Annotated in this window: 24 protein-coding genes; 19 read left to right on the top strand and 5 right to left on the bottom strand. The window is 42.9% G+C overall.

What is annotated here, in order from left to right; all coding sequences use genetic code 11:
* Nucleotides 1-8: 8 nt before the first annotated feature.
* A complete protein-coding gene (locus tag EPX21_RS14875) occupies nt 9-1127 on the bottom strand; it encodes a glycosyltransferase family 9 protein (RefSeq protein ID WP_134090481.1) in 1119 nt (372 codons plus the stop codon).
* A 15-nt stretch (nt 1128-1142) separates the two neighbouring features.
* A complete protein-coding gene (locus EPX21_RS14870; protein WP_134090480.1) occupies nt 1143-1613 on the bottom strand; it encodes a YbhB/YbcL family Raf kinase inhibitor-like protein in 471 nt (156 codons plus the stop codon).
* Between the two features lie 410 nt (nt 1614-2023).
* On the opposite strand from EPX21_RS14870, the gene EPX21_RS14865 reads away from it, so the two are divergent.
* The 11 genes from EPX21_RS14865 (at nt 2024) to EPX21_RS14815 (ending at nt 11485) form a co-directional block, all read left to right on the top strand.
* Entirely contained in the window at nt 2024-2308 is a 285-nt protein-coding gene (locus EPX21_RS14865; protein WP_134090479.1) for a hypothetical protein, read from the top strand.
* Nucleotides 2309-2500: 192 nt separating this feature from the next.
* Nucleotides 2501-3943 carry an amino acid permease gene (locus tag EPX21_RS14860; protein WP_134090478.1) on the top strand — a complete coding sequence of 481 codons (1443 nt, stop codon included), beginning with the start codon at nt 2501-2503 and terminating at the stop codon, nt 3941-3943.
* 38 nt (nt 3944-3981) lie between these two features.
* On the top strand, nt 3982-4608 hold the full coding sequence (locus EPX21_RS14855; RefSeq protein ID WP_134090477.1) for a hypothetical protein: 627 nt from the start codon (nt 3982-3984) through the stop codon (nt 4606-4608).
* Between the two features lie 10 nt (nt 4609-4618).
* Nucleotides 4619-5299 carry a DUF2490 domain-containing protein gene (locus EPX21_RS14850; RefSeq protein ID WP_134090476.1) on the top strand — a complete coding sequence of 227 codons (681 nt, stop codon included), beginning with the start codon at nt 4619-4621 and terminating at the stop codon, nt 5297-5299.
* Between the two features lie 35 nt (nt 5300-5334).
* Nucleotides 5335-5985: an MgtC/SapB family protein gene (locus tag EPX21_RS14845; protein ID WP_240768698.1), complete on the top strand. Its 651-nt coding sequence runs from the start codon at nt 5335-5337 to the stop codon at nt 5983-5985.
* A gap of 435 nt (nt 5986-6420) precedes the next feature.
* Complete coding sequence (locus EPX21_RS14840) at nt 6421-7137, top strand: DUF4261 domain-containing protein (protein ID WP_240768697.1); 717 nt, start codon at nt 6421-6423, stop codon at nt 7135-7137.
* An 81-nt stretch (nt 7138-7218) separates the two neighbouring features.
* Nucleotides 7219-8409: an anhydro-N-acetylmuramic acid kinase gene (locus EPX21_RS14835; protein ID WP_134090475.1), complete on the top strand. Its 1191-nt coding sequence runs from the start codon at nt 7219-7221 to the stop codon at nt 8407-8409.
* Between the two features lie 185 nt (nt 8410-8594).
* Entirely contained in the window at nt 8595-9176 is a 582-nt protein-coding gene (locus tag EPX21_RS14830; RefSeq protein ID WP_134090474.1) for a hypothetical protein, read from the top strand.
* Nucleotides 9151-10005, top strand: a complete 855-nt coding sequence (locus EPX21_RS14825; protein WP_134090473.1) for an ABC transporter ATP-binding protein — start codon at nt 9151-9153, stop codon at nt 10003-10005. The genes EPX21_RS14830 and EPX21_RS14825 overlap by 26 nt, the downstream gene beginning before the upstream one ends.
* Complete coding sequence (locus EPX21_RS14820) at nt 10002-10832, top strand: ABC transporter permease (RefSeq protein ID WP_134090472.1); 831 nt, start codon at nt 10002-10004, stop codon at nt 10830-10832. The genes EPX21_RS14825 and EPX21_RS14820 overlap by 4 nt, the downstream gene beginning before the upstream one ends.
* Nucleotides 10829-11485: a hypothetical protein gene (locus tag EPX21_RS14815; protein ID WP_134090471.1), complete on the top strand. Its 657-nt coding sequence runs from the start codon at nt 10829-10831 to the stop codon at nt 11483-11485. Before EPX21_RS14820 ends, EPX21_RS14815 begins: the two co-directional genes overlap by 4 nt.
* A gap of 59 nt (nt 11486-11544) precedes the next feature.
* On the opposite strand, the gene EPX21_RS14810 is transcribed toward EPX21_RS14815, so the two are convergent.
* Together EPX21_RS14810 and EPX21_RS14805 are read right to left on the bottom strand one after the other, a co-directional pair.
* Nucleotides 11545-12084: a pyridoxamine 5'-phosphate oxidase family protein gene (locus EPX21_RS14810; protein ID WP_134090470.1), complete on the bottom strand. Its 540-nt coding sequence runs from the start codon at nt 12082-12084 to the stop codon at nt 11545-11547.
* Nucleotides 12085-12300: 216 nt separating this feature from the next.
* Nucleotides 12301-13149, bottom strand: coding sequence for an ion transporter (locus EPX21_RS14805; protein WP_134090469.1), 849 nt, complete (start codon nt 13147-13149; stop codon nt 12301-12303).
* 161 nt (nt 13150-13310) lie between these two features.
* Between EPX21_RS14805 and EPX21_RS14800 the strand changes: the two genes are divergently transcribed.
* A complete protein-coding gene (locus EPX21_RS14800) occupies nt 13311-14537 on the top strand; it encodes an MFS transporter (RefSeq protein ID WP_134090468.1) in 1227 nt (408 codons plus the stop codon).
* A gap of 88 nt (nt 14538-14625) precedes the next feature.
* On the top strand, nt 14626-16200 hold the full coding sequence (locus tag EPX21_RS14795; RefSeq protein WP_134090467.1) for a peptidase M61: 1575 nt from the start codon (nt 14626-14628) through the stop codon (nt 16198-16200).
* On the opposite strand, the gene EPX21_RS14790 is transcribed toward EPX21_RS14795, so the two are convergent.
* Nucleotides 16137-16730 carry a hypothetical protein gene (locus EPX21_RS14790; RefSeq protein WP_134090466.1) on the bottom strand — a complete coding sequence of 198 codons (594 nt, stop codon included), beginning with the start codon at nt 16728-16730 and terminating at the stop codon, nt 16137-16139. The genes EPX21_RS14795 and EPX21_RS14790 overlap by 64 nt on opposite strands.
* A 369-nt stretch (nt 16731-17099) precedes the next feature.
* Between EPX21_RS14790 and EPX21_RS14785 the strand changes: the two genes are divergently transcribed.
* From EPX21_RS14785 to EPX21_RS14760, 6 genes are all read left to right on the top strand, one after another.
* Entirely contained in the window at nt 17100-17759 is a 660-nt protein-coding gene (locus tag EPX21_RS14785) for a TetR/AcrR family transcriptional regulator (protein ID WP_134090465.1), read from the top strand.
* Nucleotides 17760-17857: 98 nt separating this feature from the next.
* Nucleotides 17858-18037, top strand: a complete 180-nt coding sequence (locus EPX21_RS14780; RefSeq protein WP_134090464.1) for a histone H1 — start codon at nt 17858-17860, stop codon at nt 18035-18037.
* A 334-nt stretch (nt 18038-18371) separates the two neighbouring features.
* The gene (locus EPX21_RS14775) at nt 18372-18827 is read left to right on the top strand and encodes a (2Fe-2S)-binding protein (RefSeq protein WP_134090463.1); all 456 of its coding nucleotides are present in this window, start codon (nt 18372-18374) and stop codon (nt 18825-18827) included.
* Nucleotides 18828-18873: 46 nt separating this feature from the next.
* Nucleotides 18874-21006, top strand: a complete 2133-nt coding sequence (locus tag EPX21_RS14770) for a xanthine dehydrogenase family protein molybdopterin-binding subunit (protein ID WP_134090462.1) — start codon at nt 18874-18876, stop codon at nt 21004-21006.
* A complete protein-coding gene (locus EPX21_RS14765) occupies nt 21003-22145 on the top strand; it encodes a cysteine desulfurase family protein (protein WP_134090461.1) in 1143 nt (380 codons plus the stop codon). Before EPX21_RS14770 ends, EPX21_RS14765 begins: the two co-directional genes overlap by 4 nt.
* A 22-nt stretch (nt 22146-22167) precedes the next feature.
* The gene (locus EPX21_RS14760; protein ID WP_134090460.1) at nt 22168-23352 is read left to right on the top strand and encodes an XdhC family protein; all 1185 of its coding nucleotides are present in this window, start codon (nt 22168-22170) and stop codon (nt 23350-23352) included.
* Nucleotides 23353-23357: the final 5 nt, after the last annotated feature.

Genomic DNA, 23357 nt, shown 5'->3' with positions numbered 1-23357 from the left:
TCTATTTATTATTCTTTGTAGTAACCTTCATTTTCGTGCAGCTCGTCCGAGAGCAAGCGCTTGGCTTCTATTAACACTTCGCGTACTTCGAGGCCTCTTACGAAAGAAAAGAGATGTTCGCAATCGGGATGCTTGGGCTCAAAAGGGTAGGGTGTGTTCGGAACCATACCACATCTCGGACATTGCATATCCCACGACGTAACATGTCGGTGCTTCCGCATATTGAGCGGCCCCCATTTGATAAAATTGGGTGCCCAATAGAGGCCAAGGGTCTTCGCTCCAACCGCACGGGCTAAATGGAGTGGGCCTGTATCGTTCGAAATGACCAACTGGCTTTTGGCAAGCAATGCGGCTAACGTTGTTAACGGCATTTGACGGCAAGCGTAAGCAGCGGAGCTTCTCATATTGCTCATTAACTGTTGAATATAGCTTTCGTCCTCATCGTCACCCGTAAACAGCACTGTATGTCCTTCTTTTGCCAGTTCATCGGCCAATTGTGCAAACTTGTCCGGAAGCCAGCGTCGGCGAAGATCCTTCGCTCCGGGGTGAAGAACGACGTATGGCCTGTCTATTGCCAAGCTTTGGAGAATGCGATCTGCTTCTTTCAATTCTGCCGGAAAAAGGTCGACCACGGGATCCAAAGTACTCCGAACTGCCCCTATTTGTTCTACTAGTTCCAAGTATCGAAGCACTTCGTGCTGATAATGGACGTAAGGGATCGAGTAGTCGAGCGGAACAGCCTCTTCACAAGTGTGCCCTACTGTTATACGTGCTTTCAACCGTTTTATGAATGGATTGGCAGCGACACCCCGGCCTTGAAAGTGAATTGCTATGTCGAATCGCTCGTCCTGCATGCGCTGAAAAAAACTTTCGATTTCCTGCTTATCTTCTGCTTGCTGGTTTTCTTCCCGGATATACTTGTAAATCGGTATCACAATCACACGATCGATATCCGTTCGCTTGTTCGCTAGAAAAGTAGCGTGCCATGGGCTTCCTAGCAACACAATTTCGGCATCCACATAGGTGCGTCTAAGCGCATTGACCGCGGGAAGAACGACCAAAAGATCGCCGAGTGCATTCGCTCTTAGAATGGCTATTTTCTTTACATCTCTTATAATCCTGTTCATCGTAAGGGATCTCGCTTATACTTGCTGTGCCTCACTTTTGTGTTGATCACTTGTGCAGCGTACCACTAATTCGGCAGTGGAAACGATGTATCCCTTCATCTCTTCTTTAATTTGCTCAGGTTCGGTGGTCGGCGGTAAGGCCAATAGCTTGCTCAACGCATAGAGCTTGAATGCATATTGATGCGTGCCACTAAAGTATTTAGGGCAAGGGCCTTCATAGCCAAAAGTGTGGTTGTTGCATAAGCCTTCGATCCCGCCCTTCGGTATCTGTCCTTCTTCCACGCTGTGTGTGGTTGGTGGGATATTGAATACGTGCCAGTGCGTCCATACCGTTGGCGTGGCGTCCATATCTTCCAACAACAGTACTAAGCTGACCGTTTCCGGGGGGATTTCTTCAAATGTTAGAGGTGGACTCACGTTAAGACCTAGACATGTATATTTTTGCGGTATTTCGGTAAACGGTTCAAAAGTGCTTCTTATTTTCATCGTTGTGGTTAATGGTAAAAAACTAGATAAACGAAACGCAAACTCCTTTCCAAAGTCCATCGACATTTGTGTTTAAACGCATTAGCGAAGGGGAAAGCCTAGCAAAGACTTAACGAGAAGTGCTTTATCGTGAAAACTTCTATTTGTTTTCGGTTAAGCGTACTGGCGAGCGTGGGTGCCCAAGCCATTAAAAAGCGGGGGGTTATACCAAGAAGTGAACAGTACAGCCCCTTTTTTAGGACAGTGGATCGCGCTGTAACGACTGACACAATCTGGCGACGTTGTCGGTTCAGATGTGCGTAGCATCTATGGAATCTTCAACGCTCTTTTTCTCATTTCATCTGTGTAAAAGATGTATAATCATACAATCATATTTTAATTTAATTTTATATCGCTAAAACAAACTTGTTATGGAAAATTTTAAAGCTTTATCGGCCTTCCCTGATCATTTGCAAAAATACCTGCTTGAGCACCCTGAAGAACTGCCAAGTGAGGTAAATACCGACCGCTTTCAAGTTAAGCCTTTTCAGATGGCATGGACGGACGTTCGTTTAAGTGCGGATTATGAATATACCCGATACATGGATGTCGTATTTATTGATGGTGAGAAACATCCCAATAAATTACATAGTTACCGGGTAACGTACTCAAGTACCAAGAATATTATCGATCTGAAGAGAATTATACTTTCTTAATCTCGCTTTGTTCCATCCGGCTATTTAGATTTGAGAAAAGCGGCACCGCTTGCTGAGAAGCAGGGTACCGCTTTTGCATTATTTGCTATATTTCTACTTAAAACTTGCCTTTACCGCCTATTATTTGAAAATAATCATTACAAAATGTATATATCTTTTACCTTTGCTTTTTACACGATAAAAGAATAGATTTTGGAAAACCTACAAGAAAGCACTTCAAATCGCAAAGAACTTAAACGGGGATTATTAAATAGACATATTCAGTTAATTGCTTTAGGCGGGGCGATCGGCACCGGATTGTTTCTAGGTATTGGTCCGGCAGCCGTAATGGCGGGTCCCGCGGTGGTTTTAGGATATGCCGTAGCAGGTCTCATTGCTTTTCTCATTATGCGTCAGTTAGGAGAAATGGTGGTGGAAGAGCCGGTGTCAGGAAGTTTTAGTCACTTTGCATACAAGTACTGGGGCGCATTTCCGGGTTACGCTTCCGGATGGAACTACTGGATTTTATACATATTGGTAAGCATGTCAGAGCTGACGGCTATCGGTATTTATGTGCAATTTTGGTGGCCTGAAATTCCGCTCTGGGTTTCCAGTTTGTTTTTCTTCCTTGTTATAAACGCCATCAATTTGGCTTCTGTAAAAATATATGGTGAAGCCGAATTTTGGTTTTCTATCGTCAAAGTGGTTGCTATTATTGCTATGATTCTTTTCGGTGCTTATTTGTTGATCAGCGGAAGCGGGGGAGAAGAAGCAAGTATAAACAATCTCTGGAACGATGGTGGTTTTTTTCCAAAAGGGCTGTTCGGCGTCGATGAGGAGGGACGATATCAAGGCCTACTAACGGCAATGGCACTAATTATGTTTTCTTTTGGTGGCCTGGAGCTGATCGGTATTACCGCGGCCGAAGCTGAAAATCCCGAGAAGAATATCCCTAAAGCAACCAACCAGGTGATTTATCGGATTCTCATTTTCTATGTTGGTGCTTTAATTATATTGTTTTCATTGTCACCCTGGAGAGAAATCACGACAGGAAGTAGTCCTTTTGTGGCTGTTTTCGATACCCTGAAAGGTTTTGAGTTCTCGCTTTTTGGAACCACATTCTACTTTACCAGTATTATTGCAAACGTATTGAATATGATCGTGCTCACAGCAGCACTATCGGTTTATAACAGCAGTGTTTACAGCAATAGTCGGATGCTTTATGGTTTAGCCAAGCAGGGAAATGCGCCGAAGGTCTTGTCACAGTTAAACAAAAATCACGTCCCCGTTATGGCGATCTTAGTGTCAGCTATTTTTGCGGCAATCTGTATTGTTGTCAATAAACTGATACCGGAGGAGGCCTTGGGAATTCTTATGTCGCTGGTAGTTTCCTCGTTGATCATCAATTGGATTATGATCAGTATTACGCATTTGTTTTTTCGTAAAGCAAAAAGAGCAGAACAGATTGTCACAAAATTCCCCACCTTCCTATATCCAGTCACAAATTATATATGCTTGTTATTTTTAGTCGGCGTATTAGTCGTTATGTGGCTGACGGGAATGAAAACGCCCGTTGAATTAATTCCGGTTTGGCTAGTACTCCTATATGTTAGTTATTTGTTGGTAAAAAGAAATACCAAGGTCAAAAACATGTGATTATTTAAAGCGTTAATAGCATAAACAGCTTAAAGTGCATGATTCTAATAAGCTATTTGAATGACAGAAGTACGCGTTTCGTTAGCACGCTTCTGTTCTTTCTTCTATTTTGTTTGCCTTATGTGGAAACGAAAGGGCAAGAAAAATTGGAAAGGGAATACCGGATTTCTGTTGACAAGGTGCCGGAAAAAGCAAAAGATTTTGTTAAAAACACCTATTCAAACACGAAAGTGAAATGGTATAAAGAAGAAAGTTTCAGCGGTTTTTCGGTGGAAGCCAAAATGAAATGGAAAGGGCAATTACATAGCGTAGAGTTTGATACGTTAGGGAATCTACAGGATGTAGAAGTCGCGATTGACTTTAATGACATTTCAAAAGCTAACCAAGAGCGAGTTCACGCATATTTGAAAGCGAACTTTCAGCATTATAAAATCAGTAAAACTCAACTACAGTTGAAAGGGCCACCTGCTCAGCTGCAACGAATCATTACAAATGAAAACCAAGCGCAGTTGGAAAAGTTCGCTATAAATTATGAACTTGTCGTCAAAGGAAGGCATCATGAAGATAACATCGTTCATTTCTACGAACTTTTAGTCGACAGAAAGGGAGCGGTAATTAATCGGTCTAAGATTGTGGAGCGCGCTGTTAATCATTTAATATTTTGATTTTACGAGAATGAAAAAAAAAGGCCTATTATTAGGATGCCTCTTGTTTGTTTTCCTCCATATAAGCGGACAAGATCGCTATCAATTAGGCATTATTCCTCAAATTAATAATGAGTTCAGTTTGGGCGACCGTTATGAACTCAACTCTAAAATAGAGATGCGACAGTTGTTAAAAGATGGCCCTTCGGATATTTCGGCGCAAAAAGGGTTCCATTTTGAGCGGAGCGACTTCGAGACCATACTGAACAGAAAACTTAGCTCGCTCGATGGAATAGGACTGGGGTATCTGTTGCGGATTGAAGAAGGACAGATCATCCACCGTTTCATCCAACAATTTGCCCACGTCCAAAACAAGGTGGGATTTAGGTTGGCCCATCGCTTTCGCGGAGACGAAACACTGGAAGACGGCGCATGGTCGTTTCGACTTCGATATAGACTTAGCTTTGAAAAGCCGTTAAGTGGTTTGCAGATAGATCCCCATGAATTTTATTTAAAAATCAACAATGAATATCTGCCTACGTATGCGGAGAAGCAATTGGATATAGAAATCAGACTGCTGGTTTCATTAGGCTATAATTTCTCTGAGAAAATGCGGTTAGAAAGTGGGCTGGACTATCGGGCCGAAAATATTGTAGCGAAAAATACAGAGCACCAATGCTGGCTTAATTTAGGATGGTTCCACAGCTTTTAAACTATTCTTCTATTTAGGTTGTTTAAATATCCGATATGAATGTAAGTGAAATAGAATGGTTACTTGAACCGCGGGATATGATGAGTTTCTTGATATCCATCCTTTGCGGATGTATCATTGGTCTTGAACGCGAATATAACAATAAGTCGGCCGGCTTTCGTACCATTATTCTGATTTGTCTCGGGTCAACTATTTTTACGATCGTTTCCAAATACGGCGCGGGAAGCGACGATCGGATTTCGGCAAATATTATAACGGGTATTGGTTTTATAGGCGCGGGAGTGATATTTAAAGATCGCTTGTCTGTTCTCGGTTTGACAACAGCTGCCGTTATTTGGACCACCGCAGGCATCGGTATGGCCGCGGGCATTGGATATTATGCCTTGGCATTGACTTTAACCTTGGCTACCATCGTCGTTCTATCGCTTTTTACCAAAATAGAAACGTTGATCAGTATTTACCATAATCGCAAGTTGTTAAATATTGATTTTTGCGATGGCAATATTCAACATTTGTATCAGATTGAGGATTTTTTGCGTGAGAAACGTATAAAATATACGCGGATTTCGTTACGTAAGCGAAATGAAAAATTGTTCGCAATAATAGAGGTACAGGGAAGTGATAAAAAGTTGAGGCACTTAGATGAGGAGATTATTCAACTCCCTTATGTGCAAGCTTTTAGTTGATTGGCGACGGCATAGGCAAACGTTCGAAAAAGCTAAACGGCAAGAGATTCCGATAGAAACGACACGGTTTTCGATAAAACGACATGATTTTGTTCTTTAAAAATCCTTATAATACACATAATTTCTCATTTCTTCACATAAATTCACACTTTGTTTGTGATGTAGTATAATATTTGTTATGTTAGTGGTGTCAACTAAACATCATTAACATAATAAATAAGAATCTGTAATTCAATAGCTATACGATTTTTATTCCTTCAGCACCACAGTAACCTGTTTTTTGTTATTGGGTCTCGCAAATGGCGTCCGATAGTGGCGCAAGGTTCGTCGTTGGTAATTTACAGCGTTTCTTTTCTGAGTAACTATGGGGATTTTTAACTTTTTTAAACAGGAAAAAAAATAGAAAGTGCTACAGCCAGCATTATTTTAGGAATTGTGTTATTAAAAGAATCGGTTGCCGCCTCATTAGAAGCAATAATAAAAGCACTTGAAAATGATCTGCATGCTGAGATGATAGAAGATGAAAAGCTGCGGGGGTTAACTGTATTGCGCATTGACGGCTATCAAGTGCTTATTGCTCCTGTGTCGGACAAGGTGCCGGGGGATGAGGTGAGGGCAATGGCGGGATATAACTATTTTTGGTTTAATGCAATGGAAGAAACTGCTAAGCACAAAGGACATATTATTGTATCCATAGTAAATGCGGGGAAAAATCCCCTTAAAGAAAATGTGTTATTCAGTAAAGTTGTGGGTTCGCTACTAACAGACCGGGAGTCGTTTGGATTTTATATGGCGGGAAGAACGCTCGTATTGGAAAAGAACTTTTACATCAACAATGTCAACGAAATGTCGAAGGGTCGCTTACCGATATACAACTGGGTGTATTTTGGTCTAAGGCAAAGGCGGAAGAGGCAGTCTATTTATACCTTTGGTCTAACGGATTTCGGTATGAAAGAGATGGAAATCGTGCATTCTAATAAGACATTTGCAGAACTAAACGCAGTCATGTATAATGTGGTACATTATGTTTTGGCATCGAATGTCCAACTGAAAAGCGGTGAAACCCTCGGTTTATCTCGAAACCGAAAATTGACTATAAAAGAATCAAAAGGGAAATTTGTTCAAGGTATTACCCTTAAGATCGAATGTTAAGCACTTAACCATGCATTGATAACGACTGGAATATTATCGGTAAAAACCTATATTCGCACTCATGGATCAAGTTACGCCATCATGAACCCTAATATTGAAAACCTCTATAGAATCGCTAAGAAGCGACAAAGAAATGTTATCGGACTTATGTCTGGAACCTCTTTCGATGGCCTGGACATCGCGATGTGCCAATTCAAAGGCAGTGGAGAGCAAACACATTTTACCCTATTACACTTTGTGACAAAAGAATACGATGCGGAATTTAAGGAGGAATTAAAATCGATTTTTGCCAAACGGACCGTAGACTTAGAGCGAATCGCGTTATTAAATGCCTATATAGGCGACTACTATGCTTCGCTTATTTTAGCCAGTTTAGCGGAGTGGGGGATGGAAAAGAAAGACGTCGACCTGATCGCCAGTCATGGGCAAACGGTTTTTCATGCCCCCAAACACCTGCATGGGATTGAAAAATACGGCAATGCGACTTTTCAAATCGGCGATGCAGATCATCTGGCGGTTAAGACAGGGATTATTACACTAAGCGATTTTCGGCAAAAGCATGTCGCTGTAGGAGGTGAAGGCGCGCCCTTAGCCGTATATGGCGACTACCTGCTCTTTTCAAATTTTAAGGAAAATAGGATTCTGCTTAATATAGGCGGAATTGCCAATTTCACCTATTTGCCCGCCGGTTCCCTTAAGGGCGGATTTTCTACTGACGTCGGGCCTGGCAATACTTTAATGGACCAGTATATTCAACTTAAGTTTCCGGGTAATTATTACGATAAAGATGCAACGATCGCGTCTGCCGGCACAGTGAACGAGTTGCTGTTAAAAGCGTTGTTAGATCACCGCTTTTTTGAAGCGCCTTTTCCAAAAACCACCGGGCCAGAACTTTTCAGCCTGTCCTATATCGACGAAGCTATAGCGCGTTCCGGCCAGCAGGGTATCAACGATTACGATGTAATGGCAACCCTCGTTCGGTTTTCAGCTAGCTGTATTGCCAATGCGATTGTACGATGTTTAAGTGGAGCGCCTTACGAGCTATATGTGAGCGGTGGAGGCGTATATAATCCCTTATTAATGAGGTATGTCGAAAATCTTCTCGGGAATAAATTGCGAACGACAGATGAACTGGGAATTAATCCCGATGCAAAAGAAGCCGTGTTATTTGCATTATTGGCTAATGAGGCAATTGTTGGCGGACGGACTGATTTTAAAGCAGCAATAAATTCGCCTGCTGTGTCAATGGGAAAAATTAGCTTTCCAAGTTAATGTTGTTGTCACTTTTCCGCAAGCGTTTGTGAAAAAACGCAATTTTGTCTATGTTTGAAAAGCTTAACTGAAAGTGCAAAAAGGTTCCTTGGTCGATATTCCTCTGTCTCAACGAGGGATGCTTATTTTTGGTTCCCCGTGGTGGCAAGGGCATATTCATTAAGCAGCGCTTTAATTAGTATAAGATGTTAGATCGAAATTTATTACCTAAACAACCAAGCTTGCTGCTTTCTTATTGGAATGTGGGTATTTTGCTGCATTGTTCGGTTTTACTTTTCGTACTTGAATCTTATTTCTATTGGCTAAGGTTAAAGAGTGCCTATATGCAAGAGCAGCTTATACTTACCTTATTTTGGTTCGGCTGTCTGTTATTTGCCTTTAGCCACATCTTTTTAGTAGTCATGGACGCTTGGTCTAGGTTTCAAAATTACAAACGAATAAAAGATCATTTTTATATACACGGCTTCACGCCCAAGTTAGCCCGCCATTATAGTGGATCAAAATGTCAGCGCAGTGCGGTGCTGGTTGCAGCCGATGAATTAGGACTTAGACCGCAAGTTGAACACTATTATAAAAAGTTAGGCATAAAGTGGTTCCATTTTATACCTCAATTTATGGTTCGGGATCCGCTATTCTTGTTCAAGCGGTATTTCTGGTCGAGAACCTTTATGGAGAAGCATTATGAGTCGCGCTTCAACTTCCGTGAGCTGAATAATACCCTACCCAAAAACGTCGTCTGCAATGCTTATAGCGAAGAATCTGTCTAAAACATACCCTGCCAAAAAAGCCTTGGACGATGTCAGCGTCCGGATTGAAGCTGGAGAGGTTTCTGGACTTTTAGGTCGCAACGGAGCTGGCAAAACCACACTTTTTAAGATATTAAGCGGCTTAATTAAAGCCGATAGCGGTGAGGTTATTGTTCAATCTTCGAGGCCAAAACCGGTTGGAGCCATTATCGAGAGGCCCGGCTTATACAACTATTTAAACGCTTTTGACAATCTTAGAATATTCGCTGGCATACAGGGCGCTAAAACAGACGCCGATAGCGTTCAAGCTTATCTCTTGAAAGTTGGATTGCCTCTTGACCGGAAAGATCCCGTAGGTAATTTTTCTTTGGGAATGAAACAGCGACTGGGTATTGCTATTGCTTTGCTAAATAATCCCAGTTGTCTAATTCTTGACGAGCCATTTTCTGGCTTAGATCCGATCGGAGTAGCGTCTTTGATCAAACTCATTTCAGCTCTTGCCGAGCACGAGCACATCGCCATTCTTTTGTCGTCGCACCTTCTGAGCGAATTAGGCAGATGCTGCCATTCCTTATATGTAATCGATGACGGAAAGATTGTCAATGCGGGCCCTACCAAACAATTGATCAGTCAGCATATCCATAGTTACTCGATTATAGCGGACAATATAGAATCGTCCACTGTGATCAAGAGGTATGCGTTTACCATTGGAATAAACGAAGTGAAAGTAATTTGTAATAGCGAAGAGATTTCAATTTTATTGAACGCGCTCTTAAAAGAAGGAATCCGGGTTACCGCCTGCATTCCGGACCTAACACTGGAGGAGTTAATGAAGGGAACGGTATCATGATGCCGCTATTGTATGCCGAACTGGTAAAGATCATTAAGCAAAGTAAGACCTACTATGCTTTGGGGGCGATTGTATTGATCGAGTTGCTCATCCTGCTGATTGCTTATTACCAAGGAAGTACTATCTTAGATTTATTGTTGGACAGCCTCAAGCAGTCTTTTTACTTCGAAGGGACTTTGTTGAATGGCAACCTGATTATGTACATCGTGCTGAACTCCCTTTGGTTTAATGTTCCGCTTATTTTAATGATTATTACTTCAGGCTTCCTTACTGACGAGTATAAAGATGGCACCCTGCAAACGGTTATGTTGCAGGCGGTCAAGAAGAAGCAGTTTATTTTAGCTAAATACGTCGTCGCAATATTGTTTACGGTTGCTGTGATGGCGTTCATGATGTTGACAACCTTCGCATTGGCATATGCTATCTTTGGAAAGGGCGATTTGATCGTTTACATCGGTACCTTGAACTTTTTTGAATCAGATGAAGCCTTTCGGCGGATTTGCTTGTCCTTTATTTCGGGAGCGATTGCGATGGTTTTTTACAATATAGCAGGTATAACCTTTGCTATCTTTATCAAAGAGTCTTCCAAGACCTGGATCGTAGCTGCCTTATTTTTAGTAGTTACCAATCTGCTGTTGAAAGTCGATTTAGGAAGCAGTAAACTGAATACGCTGTTTTTTCCAAAATTGGTTGATACCTGGCAACAACTTTTTGTTTATGAGGTGGACTGGATCCGTATCCTAAGCAATAATGTGTTACTGGTATTGTACAGTATGTTTATGATCATATTAGGTACATACGTGTTCGATAAAAAAGATATAGGATGAATCGGTTTGTTTTCGTGTTGTTTTTTCTGTGGTCTGCGAAAGCAGCGTTTACACAAGAGATAGATGCAGATCTGCTGGCCGTTAAAAAAAAGATAGACGCTGTTCAACAGTTTTCGGCAACGGTTATATTCGATTTGGAGGTTCCATTTATCCGCATGCCTACTAAGTCTGCAAAAATAAGCTATGCGAGAGGGGAGAAGATGCAGTTTTCTTCCTCAGACTTCGTTATGTTGCCTAAACGCGGCTTAGATTTTTCGATGTCGGAGATTTTTGAATATCCTTTTATAACGGTTGAACGGGGTATAAAGAAAAAGGATGGCTTGCTGTTAAAGGTGCTCAACGTGATTCCTACGGATACGCGTTCAGACTTGGCGATGGCCACGCTTTATATGGATACAAAGGCGAATCGAATCGTAGAATCCGAGATAAATACACGAAAAGACGGCTCGTATGTGCTGTCAATGCAGTATGCATCGGAACGAGACATATTACCCAATTATGTGGAAACAACTTTTGCGATAGAACGGCTAAAAATCCCCTTTAATTTTATGGGGAAGGATACTCAAATTGACAGAAAGAAAATGAAGGAGACAGAGACAAAAACGGGTAAAATAAAGATGCAAATAAAAGATTATAGCGTCAAGAAAGATTAAATCCCTTTGACGCTATATCTTTTACTTGGTTTGAACTGAAGCTCGGTGATACAAGCTTCTTACAGTTCTAATTTTCCTTCCACAGAATCGTCAAGTGTTTTTCCCAATATCGACCCGATTGATTGCTTTACGAAAGCGATAGCACTTCCATGCTTGTTGTCCCAATAATAGGCTTCTGTGGGCTCTACTTTGATGACCGTAATACGTACATCCTCCTTGCCGTCGGTAAACCACGTTTTCAACAGCGGGTTCCAAAGCTCATCAATCTTCTCTTTATCATCAACAATAGATGCCAAGCCGTAGATGTTCAGAAAATCGGCATATCTTGAACCTTGAAAAAGCAAGTGAACAAAGGGGTCTCTTTGAATTTCTTCGTTTTTATGACTGTCGCTTGCACTTAAGAACCAAAGGTTGCCGTCGTCATCGACCTTTTGTACTGCCATCGGTCTGATCGACAAGGGAACCCCTACTTTATTGAGATCTGTACAGAAAAAGCAAGCCTCTGATATATTGACCAATTCTTTAACCTTTTCGATGGCTTCTTTCCCTTGTAAATCCTTTTTGTTCTTTTCTTCCTGTTGCTTATTGATACTATCCATAATCAGCTCCTTTTGCTAAATCTTTTTAAAGAATAACGCATAAGTTAACGCAAGGTTTCGATTTGTCTAAATTATTTGAGCCAGCCTTAAAACTTTTGTTTCCTTGAACTGTTGATAAATAGCTGAGGTTGATGATCCTTTGTTTTAATTCATTAGAATAATGGTATCCAACCTAACAGCGACCTTCCTCCCCACCGTGGGAGGAGGGCCTTTCTCTCACCTTGCGCTTGTTTCTTCGGTGTTTTGGTGCGGCGTTTGGAGGCTTAAACCACATTCTTGGCAATATTTTGCGGTATCGGACAGTACAGAACAATGACAAGACGGACATTTCTTTCTCGCGGCGTCCGTAGCGCGCGCCATTTCAACGGAAACAATACCGGTGGGAACGGCGATGATACCATAACCGATTACCATAAGAATGGCCGCCAAAGCTTGTCCTAAAGCAGTTTGTGGTGAAATATCGCCATAGCCTACCGTGGTAATTGTAACGATTGCCCAGTAGATCGAAGTAGGGATGCTGCTGAAGCCGGTCTTTTCTCCTTCGACGATATACATAAGCGCTCCGATAATGGTAACCAATGTGACGACGCTGGTCAGAAAAACGACAATCTTATACATACTTGCTTTTAGCGCGTTTCTAAGAATGTTTCCTTCATACATAAAACGGCTCAGTTTTAATATGCGGAATATCCGCAGAAGTCGGATCGACCTAATAACGATGAGGTATTGCGCACCTGCTAATAACAAACTTAGATAGGTGGGTATAAAGGAAATCAGATCGACCAATCCGTAGAAGCTGAATATGTACTTGATGGGCTTCGGACTGCTATAAACGCGCAGGGCGTATTCGAGGGTGAACAACACGGTAAATGTCCATTCGGCAATGAGGATATAGTCATGATAGCGAAGGCGAAGTGTCAAAACGCTTTCCAGACAAACCGAAAAAACACTCAGTAGAATCAATACCAGTAGTGCTAAATCGAACCATTTGCCTGCAGGTGTATTTGCTTTAAAAATAACTGTATAGATTTTCTGCTTTAAGTTGGTGTGCTCGTTTCTTTTCATATGCTGAATAGATTGTCAGACTCAATATAAACTTTTTTCATAAAAATACAGATAGAAGATAAAAATAAGCGTTTGATGGCGACAAGTTTTGCACTGAAAATAGGGCTTATTTAAAAAACTATTACTTTTGCACTAGTTTGAGCGATCGACTACTTTTTGTTATGAAGAACTCCTCTTTTACCCGTTTATCCCAAAGGCCATCTGTCGTTATTGCAAATTATGTCTTGCTGACTTTTTATGGATATTTTTCAATTGGCTTGACCTTAGCCGTACTACCGATTTTTATTCATCAGCAACTTGGATTTAATACCATCATCGCAGGAGCCGTCATTAGCATACAGTACGTGATGACCTTTATCATGCGGGCTTACGCAGGGCACGTTGTAGATAGTAAGGGCCCCAAACCGGCGGTGATTGCAAGCATGAGCTGCTTCTTATTAACAGGAATTCTTCTAATCGCTTCCTTTTCGCTGGCAGATAATCCCATTTTAAGCCTATCCATGCTCGTCGTATCGCGGTTAACGACTGGCTGCGGAGAGGGAATGGTGGGAGCCAGTCCTGTAAACTGGGCGATGCTTCGGATGGGGGAGGAACATACGGCCACCGCGATATCTTATAATGGTATTGCGAACTATAGTTCGATGGCCATCGGGGCTCCATTAGGGGTTTGGATGGCAGGCGATCTTGGAAATTGGAGCTTAGGTGTTTTGACGATTGTCGCGGGACTAATCGGTCTTTTTTCGGCGCTAAAAAAGCCCGCGCTCAAAAGTGGTCAAGACGCTCCACGAAAACCATTTCTAAAAGTTTTGAGTGCTGTGAGTCCCTACGGAAGCGGACTCGCTTTAGCCGGTATCGGATTCGGGACGCTGTCTACCTTTATTACCTTATATTATGCCTTTAATAAGTGGAACCAAGCCGCGATCTGCATTACAGCGTTCAGCTTGTTCTTTGTGTTGGGTAGACTATTGTTTGCGCGAAGCATACATCGTTTCGGTGGAATTCAGGTAGCGATTGTTTGTATGGCTGTTGAGAGTTTGGGTTTATTGTTGCTGTGGCTAGCGAGTGACCCCCATATGGCAGTATTGGGCGCCTCATTCACCGGACTCGGGTTTTCGCTTGTATTCCCGGCGCTGGGTGTAGTGGCTGTAAGCAGGGCCTCGGCTTCCAATAAAGGAGCCGCGCTAGGAGCATATGGCCTGTTTATTGATATTTCGCTGGGCATAACGGGCCCGTTAGTGGGCTTGGTGGCCAAAGGACTCGGAATGAATTATATTTTCCCGTTCAGTATGTCGATGGTTATTGTCGGTTTAATCGTTTGTTTTATATTAAAAGAAAAGGCGAGGGAAGAAGCCAAACTAATAATCGATTTGTCTGCCGATAAAGCATAAACAGCCCTTTAATAGAAATGCGGTTCCGAAAAATAATTTGTAACATATTCGCACGATTTTTCTCCAATACACTTAATGTATCAATCACATGATCAAAACAAATTTCATACTAAAGACATTTTTGTCGACTTGCTTTTTACTTTTTTCCTGCACCGCCTTTTCATTTGCACAGAACTATCAGTACTTAATCGATCTTAATCGAATTCAAAACGATAAAGTGAAGGTTTCACTGATTGCCCCTGAGTCGCAAAACAAAGAGGTTGTTTTCTCTTTTCCTAAGATTATCCCAGGAACCTATGCAATAAGCGACTATGGCACTTTCATTTCGGAGGTCGCTGCATTTGATAAGAAAGGGAGGAAGTTGCCTGTCGAACGTATGAATGATAATCAGTGGAAGATATCAAAAGGCAAACGCCTACATACGATAAGCTACGTGGTAGAAGATATTTTTGATACGGAAAAAACCCATGGTATTTATCCGATGGCGGCAACAAATATAGAGGAAGGAAAGAATGTGGTGATTAATGCGCCTGGTTTTTTCGGCTATATTGAACATCAGACAAAATTGCCCGTTCAGTTGACGATTGAAAAGCCAAGCAATTTTTACGCTTCTACCAGCAGTATACCGCTCTCCGAAACAGCGGAAAGAGATGTCTTCAACATGAAGCATATAGACGAACTTTATGATACACCGATTATGTACGGAATAGCGGATACAGCTTCGCTGAAAGTCGGAAATTGTGAAGTGTTGGTGTCGGTGTATTCGCCTAATCAAATGGTACAGGCGAAACAGATCATCTCATGGCTGTCCGATTTATTGTACGCGGCAAAAGGCTATTTAGGCGGTAAATTACCGGCTAATCGCTATGCTTTTTTATACTACTTCAAAGACTCCAACCTAAAACATTCGTTTCAACCAGGGCTGGCCGGAGCATTAGAACACACCACGTCATCCTTTTATTATTTGCCCGAGTTGCCGGTCGATCGACTTAAAAATTTCGTCGTTGATGTTTCCTCTCATGAATTCTTTCACATCATTACGCCCTTAACAATTGCTTCAAAGGAGGTAAAAGAATTTAATTACGATAAAGCGGTACTTTCAAAACATCTCTGGTTGTATGAAGGATCCACTGAATATACAGCACATCATGTGCAGGTTAAATACGGACTAAATTCCGCGGAAGAGTTTTTAGATAAACTGTCTAAAAAGATTATCGATTCGCGCACCCATTACAACGATACACTGTCATTTACGGAATTGAGTGAGCAGGCGGCAAGCACCTATGCCGATCAATACGGAAATGTTTATCAGAAAGGCGCATTAATTGCGGCCTGTCTGGACATCTATCTTTTACACTTGTCGGATGGCGGTTATGGCTTTAAGAACCTGACGCATGATCTGGGAATACGTTTCGGCAAAGATCACTATTTCAATGACGAAGCGCTCTTTGACGAAATTGAAAAGTTAAGCTATCCGGAGATCAAGCAGTTTCTTATCGACTATGTTCAGGGCACCGCCCCTATTCCCTATGAATATTATTTCGAATTGGCAGGTATTCGCTATCAACCGAATGAAACAAGCCGCCTAGTTATCGACGATCAGGCCGACAGTAAAGCGTCGTTTATACGAAGTGTATGGCTATCGGAAGCGCCACGTCCATAAGGTTGAATTTGCCTTTGGATCAGCGATGTATTAAGGTTTTCTTTCATCTCCGCATTATGTTTGCGTATTTTCAGGTCGGCGATATGATCACTTAAATGGGAAGATATATAGATGTCGAAAATAAACATCAGTGTTCCACAGATAATCAGCGCGATGGAAACACCTTGTTTTTTCGACTCGGGTTTTGCTCTTAACAAAAGGAATAAGGCAACAAGTACGACACTCATTTCGACGGCAACTCTCGTACGACTCTCTTTTCTGAATTGGTATGACTTTTTTATTTCCGTTTCGTAAAGCGCAACATCCTTTTGGTCCTTATCGATGCCCTTCAGTGCATCTTGATAAAATCGCATCGCTATCACCATAAACGAGAGAGAACAAAAAACGATTACGAGTATAAACCCAAAAGAAAAGGGTGTTTTTTTGATACTCAGGAAAAAGATACCAAGTACTAAAATTATTAAATTCAATAGAAATAGCATGTTTCCGGTATCGAAAGCCGCTTTATAATAGTGGGTGATTGCTTCCATAACACTACGTTATTTATTGGCATCTGCAATATTACTCAACTGCTCTTTATATAAGTAAGAAAACCTTTTTTGCTGCCTAGGTCTGACACTAAGGTGACTTAGGCCAAACTTTGGGGCCGAACACCCGGAACGGTTGACGGTCAACGTATATTAATAGAAATGTAATTTTTTATTTGACTACTTTATTTGAAAAGTCAAATAGTTAACTTGCGAAAGTTTTTTAGCTGCGTTGACTGGTTATTTTATCACCGTGTAGGGGGGCATAAGGATTTGAGTTGGACTGGGAGTACATTTAGCAAAGCGATAAAGTAAATAATGCGTTTGTGTCGTCAACGGGCGATTGGTAAGCAAGATTAAAAAAGTTAGGATATGACTTATAATAAGGACATTCGCGAAAGGATTATCGAAACCGCCATTGAACGTTTTAACCACTATGGAGTAGAAAAGACTACAATGGCCGAGATTATACAGAGTGTCGGCATTTCAAGTGCCACCATGATGCTTTATTTTTCAAACAAGATAGAACTTATTACCGAAATAGTAAAGCATACCTTACAAACGGAGCGCGACTTGATTAGTCGACTAATCCCGAAGGGAATGCGTGTTCTGCCGTCCATTTATAAGCTATTGGAGATACGGGAAAGAACACGGGGAAAATATCATCAAACACAGTTGGTTTATGGCTATGACGGTGTTTACTCCGGCTTGCCAGAATCGGTTTTGGCGGTTATCAAATCGGCTGACGTGAAGCAATTGACGCTCATCTTGCGCAGGGGACTTAAAAGTGGTGAGTTGAAGGAATTTCCCCTACAGCGTGTTGCCGCCTTGTATGCTGAACTGCTATACGGATTGAACCTCGGTGCAAATGCCAGAATTTGTCGGATCACGCTAAGTGACTGCTATAGCTCAGAAGAAATTGTAGAGAAACAAAAAGAAATCAGTAAAATTCTTATTAACGGCTTACGACATCCGATAACGCCAGTCACTGCCGATCTTAATAAAGAGTTAATTGCTTCCCCGTTTGGTTAAGTTTCTTTTGCATAAGATTTAGAGAATCTGCTTTTTTTGCCTACTTTCGCAGCCTTGTAGGAACAATGGTTGTTTCTCTGGTTTAACTGAAAAGAAAAATGCAAAAATTTAATGAATTAAAAGAGCTGATTGCTGCAGCTGAGCAAGACGCCCTAGCGTTCTACGAAAAAGGGAACAAGGCCGCAGGCACTAGACTACGAGGCGCTTTACAAGAAACAAAAAACTTAGCACAAGATATTCGTAACGAAGTGACGGCTAAGAAAAACGAAGGTAAATAAGCCTTGAGCTTGAGCGAAGTGTCTGCCAAAGGCAGGCGCTTCACTAGGTTCTTGCCGGCGATGACGATCTACAGATTTCGTCTTTTTGCTTCGGTTAGGACTGTACCGCCCACTTTACACCTTTATCTCATCTTTCCTCCTAAAGTATATATTTTCGACTTTATTGACAGGGCCTCAGAGTCGCTGTTATGTAACATTATTGACCGCTAATAGGATTTTAGGCCAAAAAAAAATATTTTTGGTAGAGCGTTCTTCACATTGATCCTGCAACCAAAGGCTTTCTACTGACATGTGCAGATAGACTGATTGCTTCGGTTCACTAAAACACACAATTATGGCTACATTTAGTATTGAAGTAAATGATGAAAAACATGAGGTGAACGTTGATCCGCAAATGCCCTTACTTTGGGTGATACGGGACGTGGTGGGATTAACAGGCACAAAGTATGGCTGCGGCATTGCGCAATGTGGCGCATGTACGGTACATGTAGGGAACACGGCGGTCCGTTCGTGCATGTTTCCTGTACAAAGCGTAGGCGAAGAAAAGATAACAACGATAGAAGGTCTGTCTAAAGAAGGTGACCATCCCGTTCAGGAAGCTTGGAAGGAGATCGATGTGCCACAGTGCGGCTACTGCCAAAGTGGTCAGATTATGGCCGCCGTAGCTTTACTGAGAGAACATCCTGATCCGTCGGACGAAGAAATTGAACGGACAATGACCAATATATGCCGTTGCGGAACGTATAACCGGATAAAGAAGGCTATAAAACAAGCATCAACCAGGGTTTAGAAATCCATTCTACGAAATTTGTCTTTATTCAAGAATACCTACAATCATGAAGAAATCGGTAAAAACGTTAAATAGGAGGGATTTTATTCGTGTGACTGCTTTAGCCGGAGGGGGACTGGTGTTAGGGTTTAACGCCCTTTTGTCTTGTTCTACGCAAGCGGACGAAGGCAAGGTAATTAACTTGAACGCTTTCATCAAAATAGATACCGATGGCCAAGTGATTATCATGAATCCGAACCCCGAAATCGGTCAAGGAGTGAAAACGTCCTTACCTATGTTGGTGGCGGAAGAATTGGACGTAGATTGGACGGACGTCAAGGTGGAACAGGCGGGTTTGGATACCCAACAGTATACCCGTCAGATAGCTGGCGGTAGCGGATCTATACGGGAAAGCTGGGATTCTTTCCGCTTAGCGGGTGCCACTGCTAGAGCGATGTTGATTCGTGCGGCTGCGGCGAAGTGGGCCGTTTCCGAGGAGGTTTGCGGCACCGAGAAGGGTGCTGTAATAAACACACAGAACGGTAAACATATCCCTTACGGCGAGCTGGTAGTGTCGGCAGCAAGTCTGGAAGTTCCCACCGATGTTACTGTAAAATCGCCGGAATCTTTCAAATTGATCGGAAAGCGCGTTGCCAATATCGACAACCAGGCCATCGTGACCGGTCAACATAAATACGGTATCGATACTAAAAGGGAAGGTATGCACTATGCTACCATCATCAGGGCTCCGGCCTTTGGGCAGGTGCTGCAGTCGATGGATGACCGCGACACAAAAAATGCGGATGGAATCACGCAGGTCATTCAATTTGACAATAAAATAGCTATCATCGGTCGTTCGACCTGGGAAGTATTTCAGGCGGCAAAAAAGGTGAAAGCGGAATGGAAGGATGAAGGTGTTTTGGAAGATACAACTGGTTACCAGGAAAAACTGAAGTTGGCCTTGTCAAAAAGCCCGACAGCCGATGCTAAGCGTAAAGACGGGAATGTAAAGCAGGCACTTTCCGGGGCCTCTCAACTTGTTGAATTAAGCTTCGATGCGCCCTTTCTGGCGCATAATACAATGGAGCCCATGAATTTCTTTGCGCATGTTCAGCAGGATCGCGCCGAGCTGCATGGCCCAATACAGACCCCCGAACGTACTCGGACACGCATAGCTGCTTTACTCGGACTGCCGGAAGAGAAGATTTCCATTATGATGACGCGCATGGGAGGTGGCTTTGGAAGAAGATTAATGTCCGACTTTGTAGAAGAGGCGGCTTTAGTATCAAAGTTAGCAGGCGGTATACCGGTCAATGTCATCTGGTCTAGAGAAAGCGATATAACGGGCGGTTTTTATCGTCCAATGTACAGCTACCGTTATCGGGCGGGAGTAGACGGGCAGCGGAAATTAGTAGCCTGGCATCACCGTTCGGTAGGCGTGGGGGCTGCTGCCGCTAGTGCAGATAGTTTCCCGGCGGGTGCTGTGCCTCATTTCCAAGTGGATACAGAGGTTTACGAAACGCCTATACCGACAGCACCTTGGAGGGCGCCTACACATAATTTTATAGCCTTTAGTGAACAATCTTTTATCGATGAAATCGCACATAAAACAAAGCAAGACCCTGTAGCTTTTCGTTTGGAGCTGCTTGAACAAGCAAAAGCCAATCCCGTGGGCAAAGTGAGCTATAATCCCGACCGCTTCGCGATCGTTATCAAAAAAGCTGCGGAGGTCTCAGGCTGGGGCAAGTCAAAGGGCGACAGCGTCTTCCAAGGTTTTGCCGCTCATTTTTCCTTCGAAACTTATGTGGCTGAAGTGGCTGAATTAGTGAAACAAGAAGATGGGAAATTGAAACTTAAAAAGATTTATTGCGTTGCCGATTGCGGAACGGTCGTCAACCTCAGTGGCGCTGAAACGCAGTTGGAGGGAGGCATAATCGATGGTATCGGACATGCGATGTATGCTGAGCTGACGCTTACCAAGGGAAAAGCCGATCAAACCAATTTTAACAACTATCGGATGATTCGTATGTCAGAAGCGCCTGAGGTCGAGATCCACTTTATCCAAAACGGGGAGAAGCCTACGGGGTTAGGCGAGCCCGGTTTACCACCAGCGGCTCCTGCGCTGGCCAACGCGGTGTATGCGGCTACTGGGATCCGGCTCACCAGTCAACCCTTTATAAAAAGTGGACTTTTTGCATGATGAAATCGCCCATATATCTGGATTATTGCGCTACCACACCCTGTGATCCGCGAGTGGTAGAAGCGATGTTGCCTTATTTTAGTACCCATTTCGGTAATGCGACCAGCAAAGACCATCATTACGGTTGGGTAGCAAAGGAAGCGACAGAATCGGCGAGAGAAGAAATTGCAGCATTGATCGGAGCTGGGCCAAAGCAAGTGATTTTTACATCCGGTGCTACCGAAGCGATCAATTTGGCCTTAAAGGGATTGGCGGAAGCCAATGTTTCCCAGACCAAGCATATTATTACCACCCAAGTGGAACACCAAGCAGTATTGGATACCTGCCGGTATTTAGAACAGCGCGGATATCTAGTAACTTACTTAGAGGTGGATAAGGAAGGAAATCTATCTCTTGAAGCTTTAGAGCGGGCCATTCGGCCTGAAACACTTTGTATTGCCATCATGTATGCCAATAATGAAACAGGCGTTGTCAACCCGATAAAAGAGATAGGAACCCTGGCAAAAAAGCACGGCGTATATTTTATGTGCGATGCCACACAAGCGGTGGGAAAAATTCCGATCGATGTATATGCCGACGGAGTTGATTTGTTGTGTTTTTCTGCGCATAAAATATATGGTCCTAAAGGCGTTGGTGCCCTGTTTCTCAACAATAAACACGCTAAGCTGCCGGTCTTTAAGCAACAGCACGGCGGGCATCATGAGCGAGGCGTCCGGAGCGGAACCTTAAATACCCCTGGTATTGTGGGCTTCGGAAAAGCAGCCGCACTTTGTTTACAGGAAATGCCTAACGAACATAAACGATTGCAGACGCTTCGAAACCGTCTGGAAGATGGTTTGTTAAAAGAAGTGAGCGGAATGACAATCAATGGCGGCGCGAATCGGCTTCCACATATTAGCAGCGTTCGCCTGCATGGGATAGATGCCGAAAATTTATTATTGAAGCTTTCCAAGCATTTGGCGATGAGTAGAGGCAGTGCTTGTGCTGGTTTAACGCAGCAAGCTTCACATGTCCTAACGGCGATGGGAATGACTAAGACTGAGGCCAGTCAGGTTATTCGAATAAGTTTAGGAAGATTTACAAGAGCGGACGACGTAACCTACGCCATTAATGCGTTGAGCCGAGCCATAATAGAATAGGCATAGCTATGATTAAGTACGGATGAAGGAAATAAAACAAATTATAAAAGCTTACGATACTGCATGTGTAAACGGACAGCAGACAGCTTTAGCAACCGTTGTGCATGTCGAAGGGGCCTCTTATCGGGGACCCGGAGCGAGGATGTTGGTAAACGAAGACGGCACGCTAACCGGTGCGATTAGTGGGGGCTGTCTGGAAGGCGATGCGCTACGTAAGGCTTTGATGGCTATCGTGGAAAAAAGGCCTTTACTGGCAACATATGACACAAGCGATGAGGGGGATGCAATATTCGGAATCGGCCTTGGCTGCAATGGAATTATCCGGGTATTGATAGAGCCGATCGATCCAGCAGACTCCGACAATGCCATTGAGCTTTTGAAAGAAGCTACCCGAATAAGAAAGGCGTGCCTTATAGCAACATTTTTTTCTTTGCATGATAAATGGAATCCTTTACAGGGGACGCATTTACTGATTAGACCAGACAAGACACGTTTCGAATCAGGAAAATTGCCCGTTTCGATGGAAGTTTTGCAGCACGATTTCGAGCGGAGTTTTGAATACGGAAGTACGCGTTTTGTAAATTACGGTACCGCTGACAGCACCGCGCCCAACACCTCACTTACGGCCATTTACGAATATCTGCAACCAGCGATTTCACTCGTCATCGCGGGAGCAGGCAACGATATTTTTCCCTTGGTAACGATGGCTGATATTTTAGGCTGGGAAGTGACCTTAATTGACGGGCGACCGAGTCACGCAAATGAGTCTCGCTTCCCAAGCTGCCGCATCGTTGTGTCGGATGCGGGACAGGCGCTAGATAACCTGACGCTAGACGATCGGACTGCAGTTGTGTTAATAACGCATAATTATAATTATGACAAGGATTTATTGGGAATTTTATTAAAGAAAGATCAGCTTCCGTATATTGGGATGTTAGGGCCCAAAAAGAAAAAGGAAAGCATGTTGACAGCACTACAGGAAGTGGACTGTTTTTGGGATGAGCATGCTCTGGATCGTCTCTACAGTCCTGTTGGCTTGGATATCGGTGCAGAGACATCCGAAGAAATAGCCTTGTCTGTAATCGCTGAAATAAAAACCGTTTTCGCGCGGAGACAGGGAGCGTCTTTACGTAGTTATTCGGGAAAAATTCATGACAGAAATGAACGGATTATTAACGCGGCTACCAAGGCGTTTCTTGAACAATAAAGGTA

This window comes from Olivibacter sp. XZL3 (assembly GCF_004368405.1).
In the GTDB taxonomy this organism is placed as follows: domain Bacteria; phylum Bacteroidota; class Bacteroidia; order Sphingobacteriales; family Sphingobacteriaceae; genus Olivibacter.
This window is presented reverse-complemented; position numbering and strand designations above follow the sequence as displayed.

Coding starts and splice junctions, on each gene's coding strand:
- EPX21_RS14810 (WP_134090470.1), bottom strand. CDS start 12,084: ATGGATAGTATCAATAAGCAACAGGAAGAAAAGAACAAAAAGGATTTA.
- EPX21_RS14865 (WP_134090479.1), top strand. CDS start 2,024: ATGGAAAATTTTAAAGCTTTATCGGCCTTCCCTGATCATTTGCAAAAA.
- EPX21_RS14765 (WP_134090461.1), top strand. CDS start 21,003: ATGATGAAATCGCCCATATATCTGGATTATTGCGCTACCACACCCTGT.
- EPX21_RS14850 (WP_134090476.1), top strand. CDS start 4,619: ATGAAAAAAAAAGGCCTATTATTAGGATGCCTCTTGTTTGTTTTCCTC.
- EPX21_RS14855 (WP_134090477.1), top strand. CDS start 3,982: ATGATTCTAATAAGCTATTTGAATGACAGAAGTACGCGTTTCGTTAGC.
- EPX21_RS14805 (WP_134090469.1), bottom strand. CDS start 13,149: ATGAAAAGAAACGAGCACACCAACTTAAAGCAGAAAATCTATACAGTT.
- EPX21_RS14815 (WP_134090471.1), top strand. CDS start 10,829: ATGAATCGGTTTGTTTTCGTGTTGTTTTTTCTGTGGTCTGCGAAAGCA.
- EPX21_RS14790 (WP_134090466.1), bottom strand. CDS start 16,730: ATGGAAGCAATCACCCACTATTATAAAGCGGCTTTCGATACCGGAAAC.
- EPX21_RS14795 (WP_134090467.1), top strand. CDS start 14,626: ATGATCAAAACAAATTTCATACTAAAGACATTTTTGTCGACTTGCTTT.
- EPX21_RS14830 (WP_134090474.1), top strand. CDS start 8,595: ATGTTAGATCGAAATTTATTACCTAAACAACCAAGCTTGCTGCTTTCT.
- EPX21_RS14775 (WP_134090463.1), top strand. CDS start 18,372: ATGGCTACATTTAGTATTGAAGTAAATGATGAAAAACATGAGGTGAAC.
- EPX21_RS14825 (WP_134090473.1), top strand. CDS start 9,151: ATGCTTATAGCGAAGAATCTGTCTAAAACATACCCTGCCAAAAAAGCC.
- EPX21_RS14870 (WP_134090480.1), bottom strand. CDS start 1,613: ATGAAAATAAGAAGCACTTTTGAACCGTTTACCGAAATACCGCAAAAA.
- EPX21_RS14835 (WP_134090475.1), top strand. CDS start 7,219: ATGAACCCTAATATTGAAAACCTCTATAGAATCGCTAAGAAGCGACAA.
- EPX21_RS14820 (WP_134090472.1), top strand. CDS start 10,002: ATGATGCCGCTATTGTATGCCGAACTGGTAAAGATCATTAAGCAAAGT.
- EPX21_RS14875 (WP_134090481.1), bottom strand. CDS start 1,127: ATGAACAGGATTATAAGAGATGTAAAGAAAATAGCCATTCTAAGAGCG.
- EPX21_RS14770 (WP_134090462.1), top strand. CDS start 18,874: ATGAAGAAATCGGTAAAAACGTTAAATAGGAGGGATTTTATTCGTGTG.
- EPX21_RS14800 (WP_134090468.1), top strand. CDS start 13,311: ATGAAGAACTCCTCTTTTACCCGTTTATCCCAAAGGCCATCTGTCGTT.
- EPX21_RS14760 (WP_134090460.1), top strand. CDS start 22,168: ATGAAGGAAATAAAACAAATTATAAAAGCTTACGATACTGCATGTGTA.
- EPX21_RS14780 (WP_134090464.1), top strand. CDS start 17,858: ATGCAAAAATTTAATGAATTAAAAGAGCTGATTGCTGCAGCTGAGCAA.
- EPX21_RS14785 (WP_134090465.1), top strand. CDS start 17,100: ATGACTTATAATAAGGACATTCGCGAAAGGATTATCGAAACCGCCATT.
- EPX21_RS14845 (WP_240768698.1), top strand. CDS start 5,335: ATGAATGTAAGTGAAATAGAATGGTTACTTGAACCGCGGGATATGATG.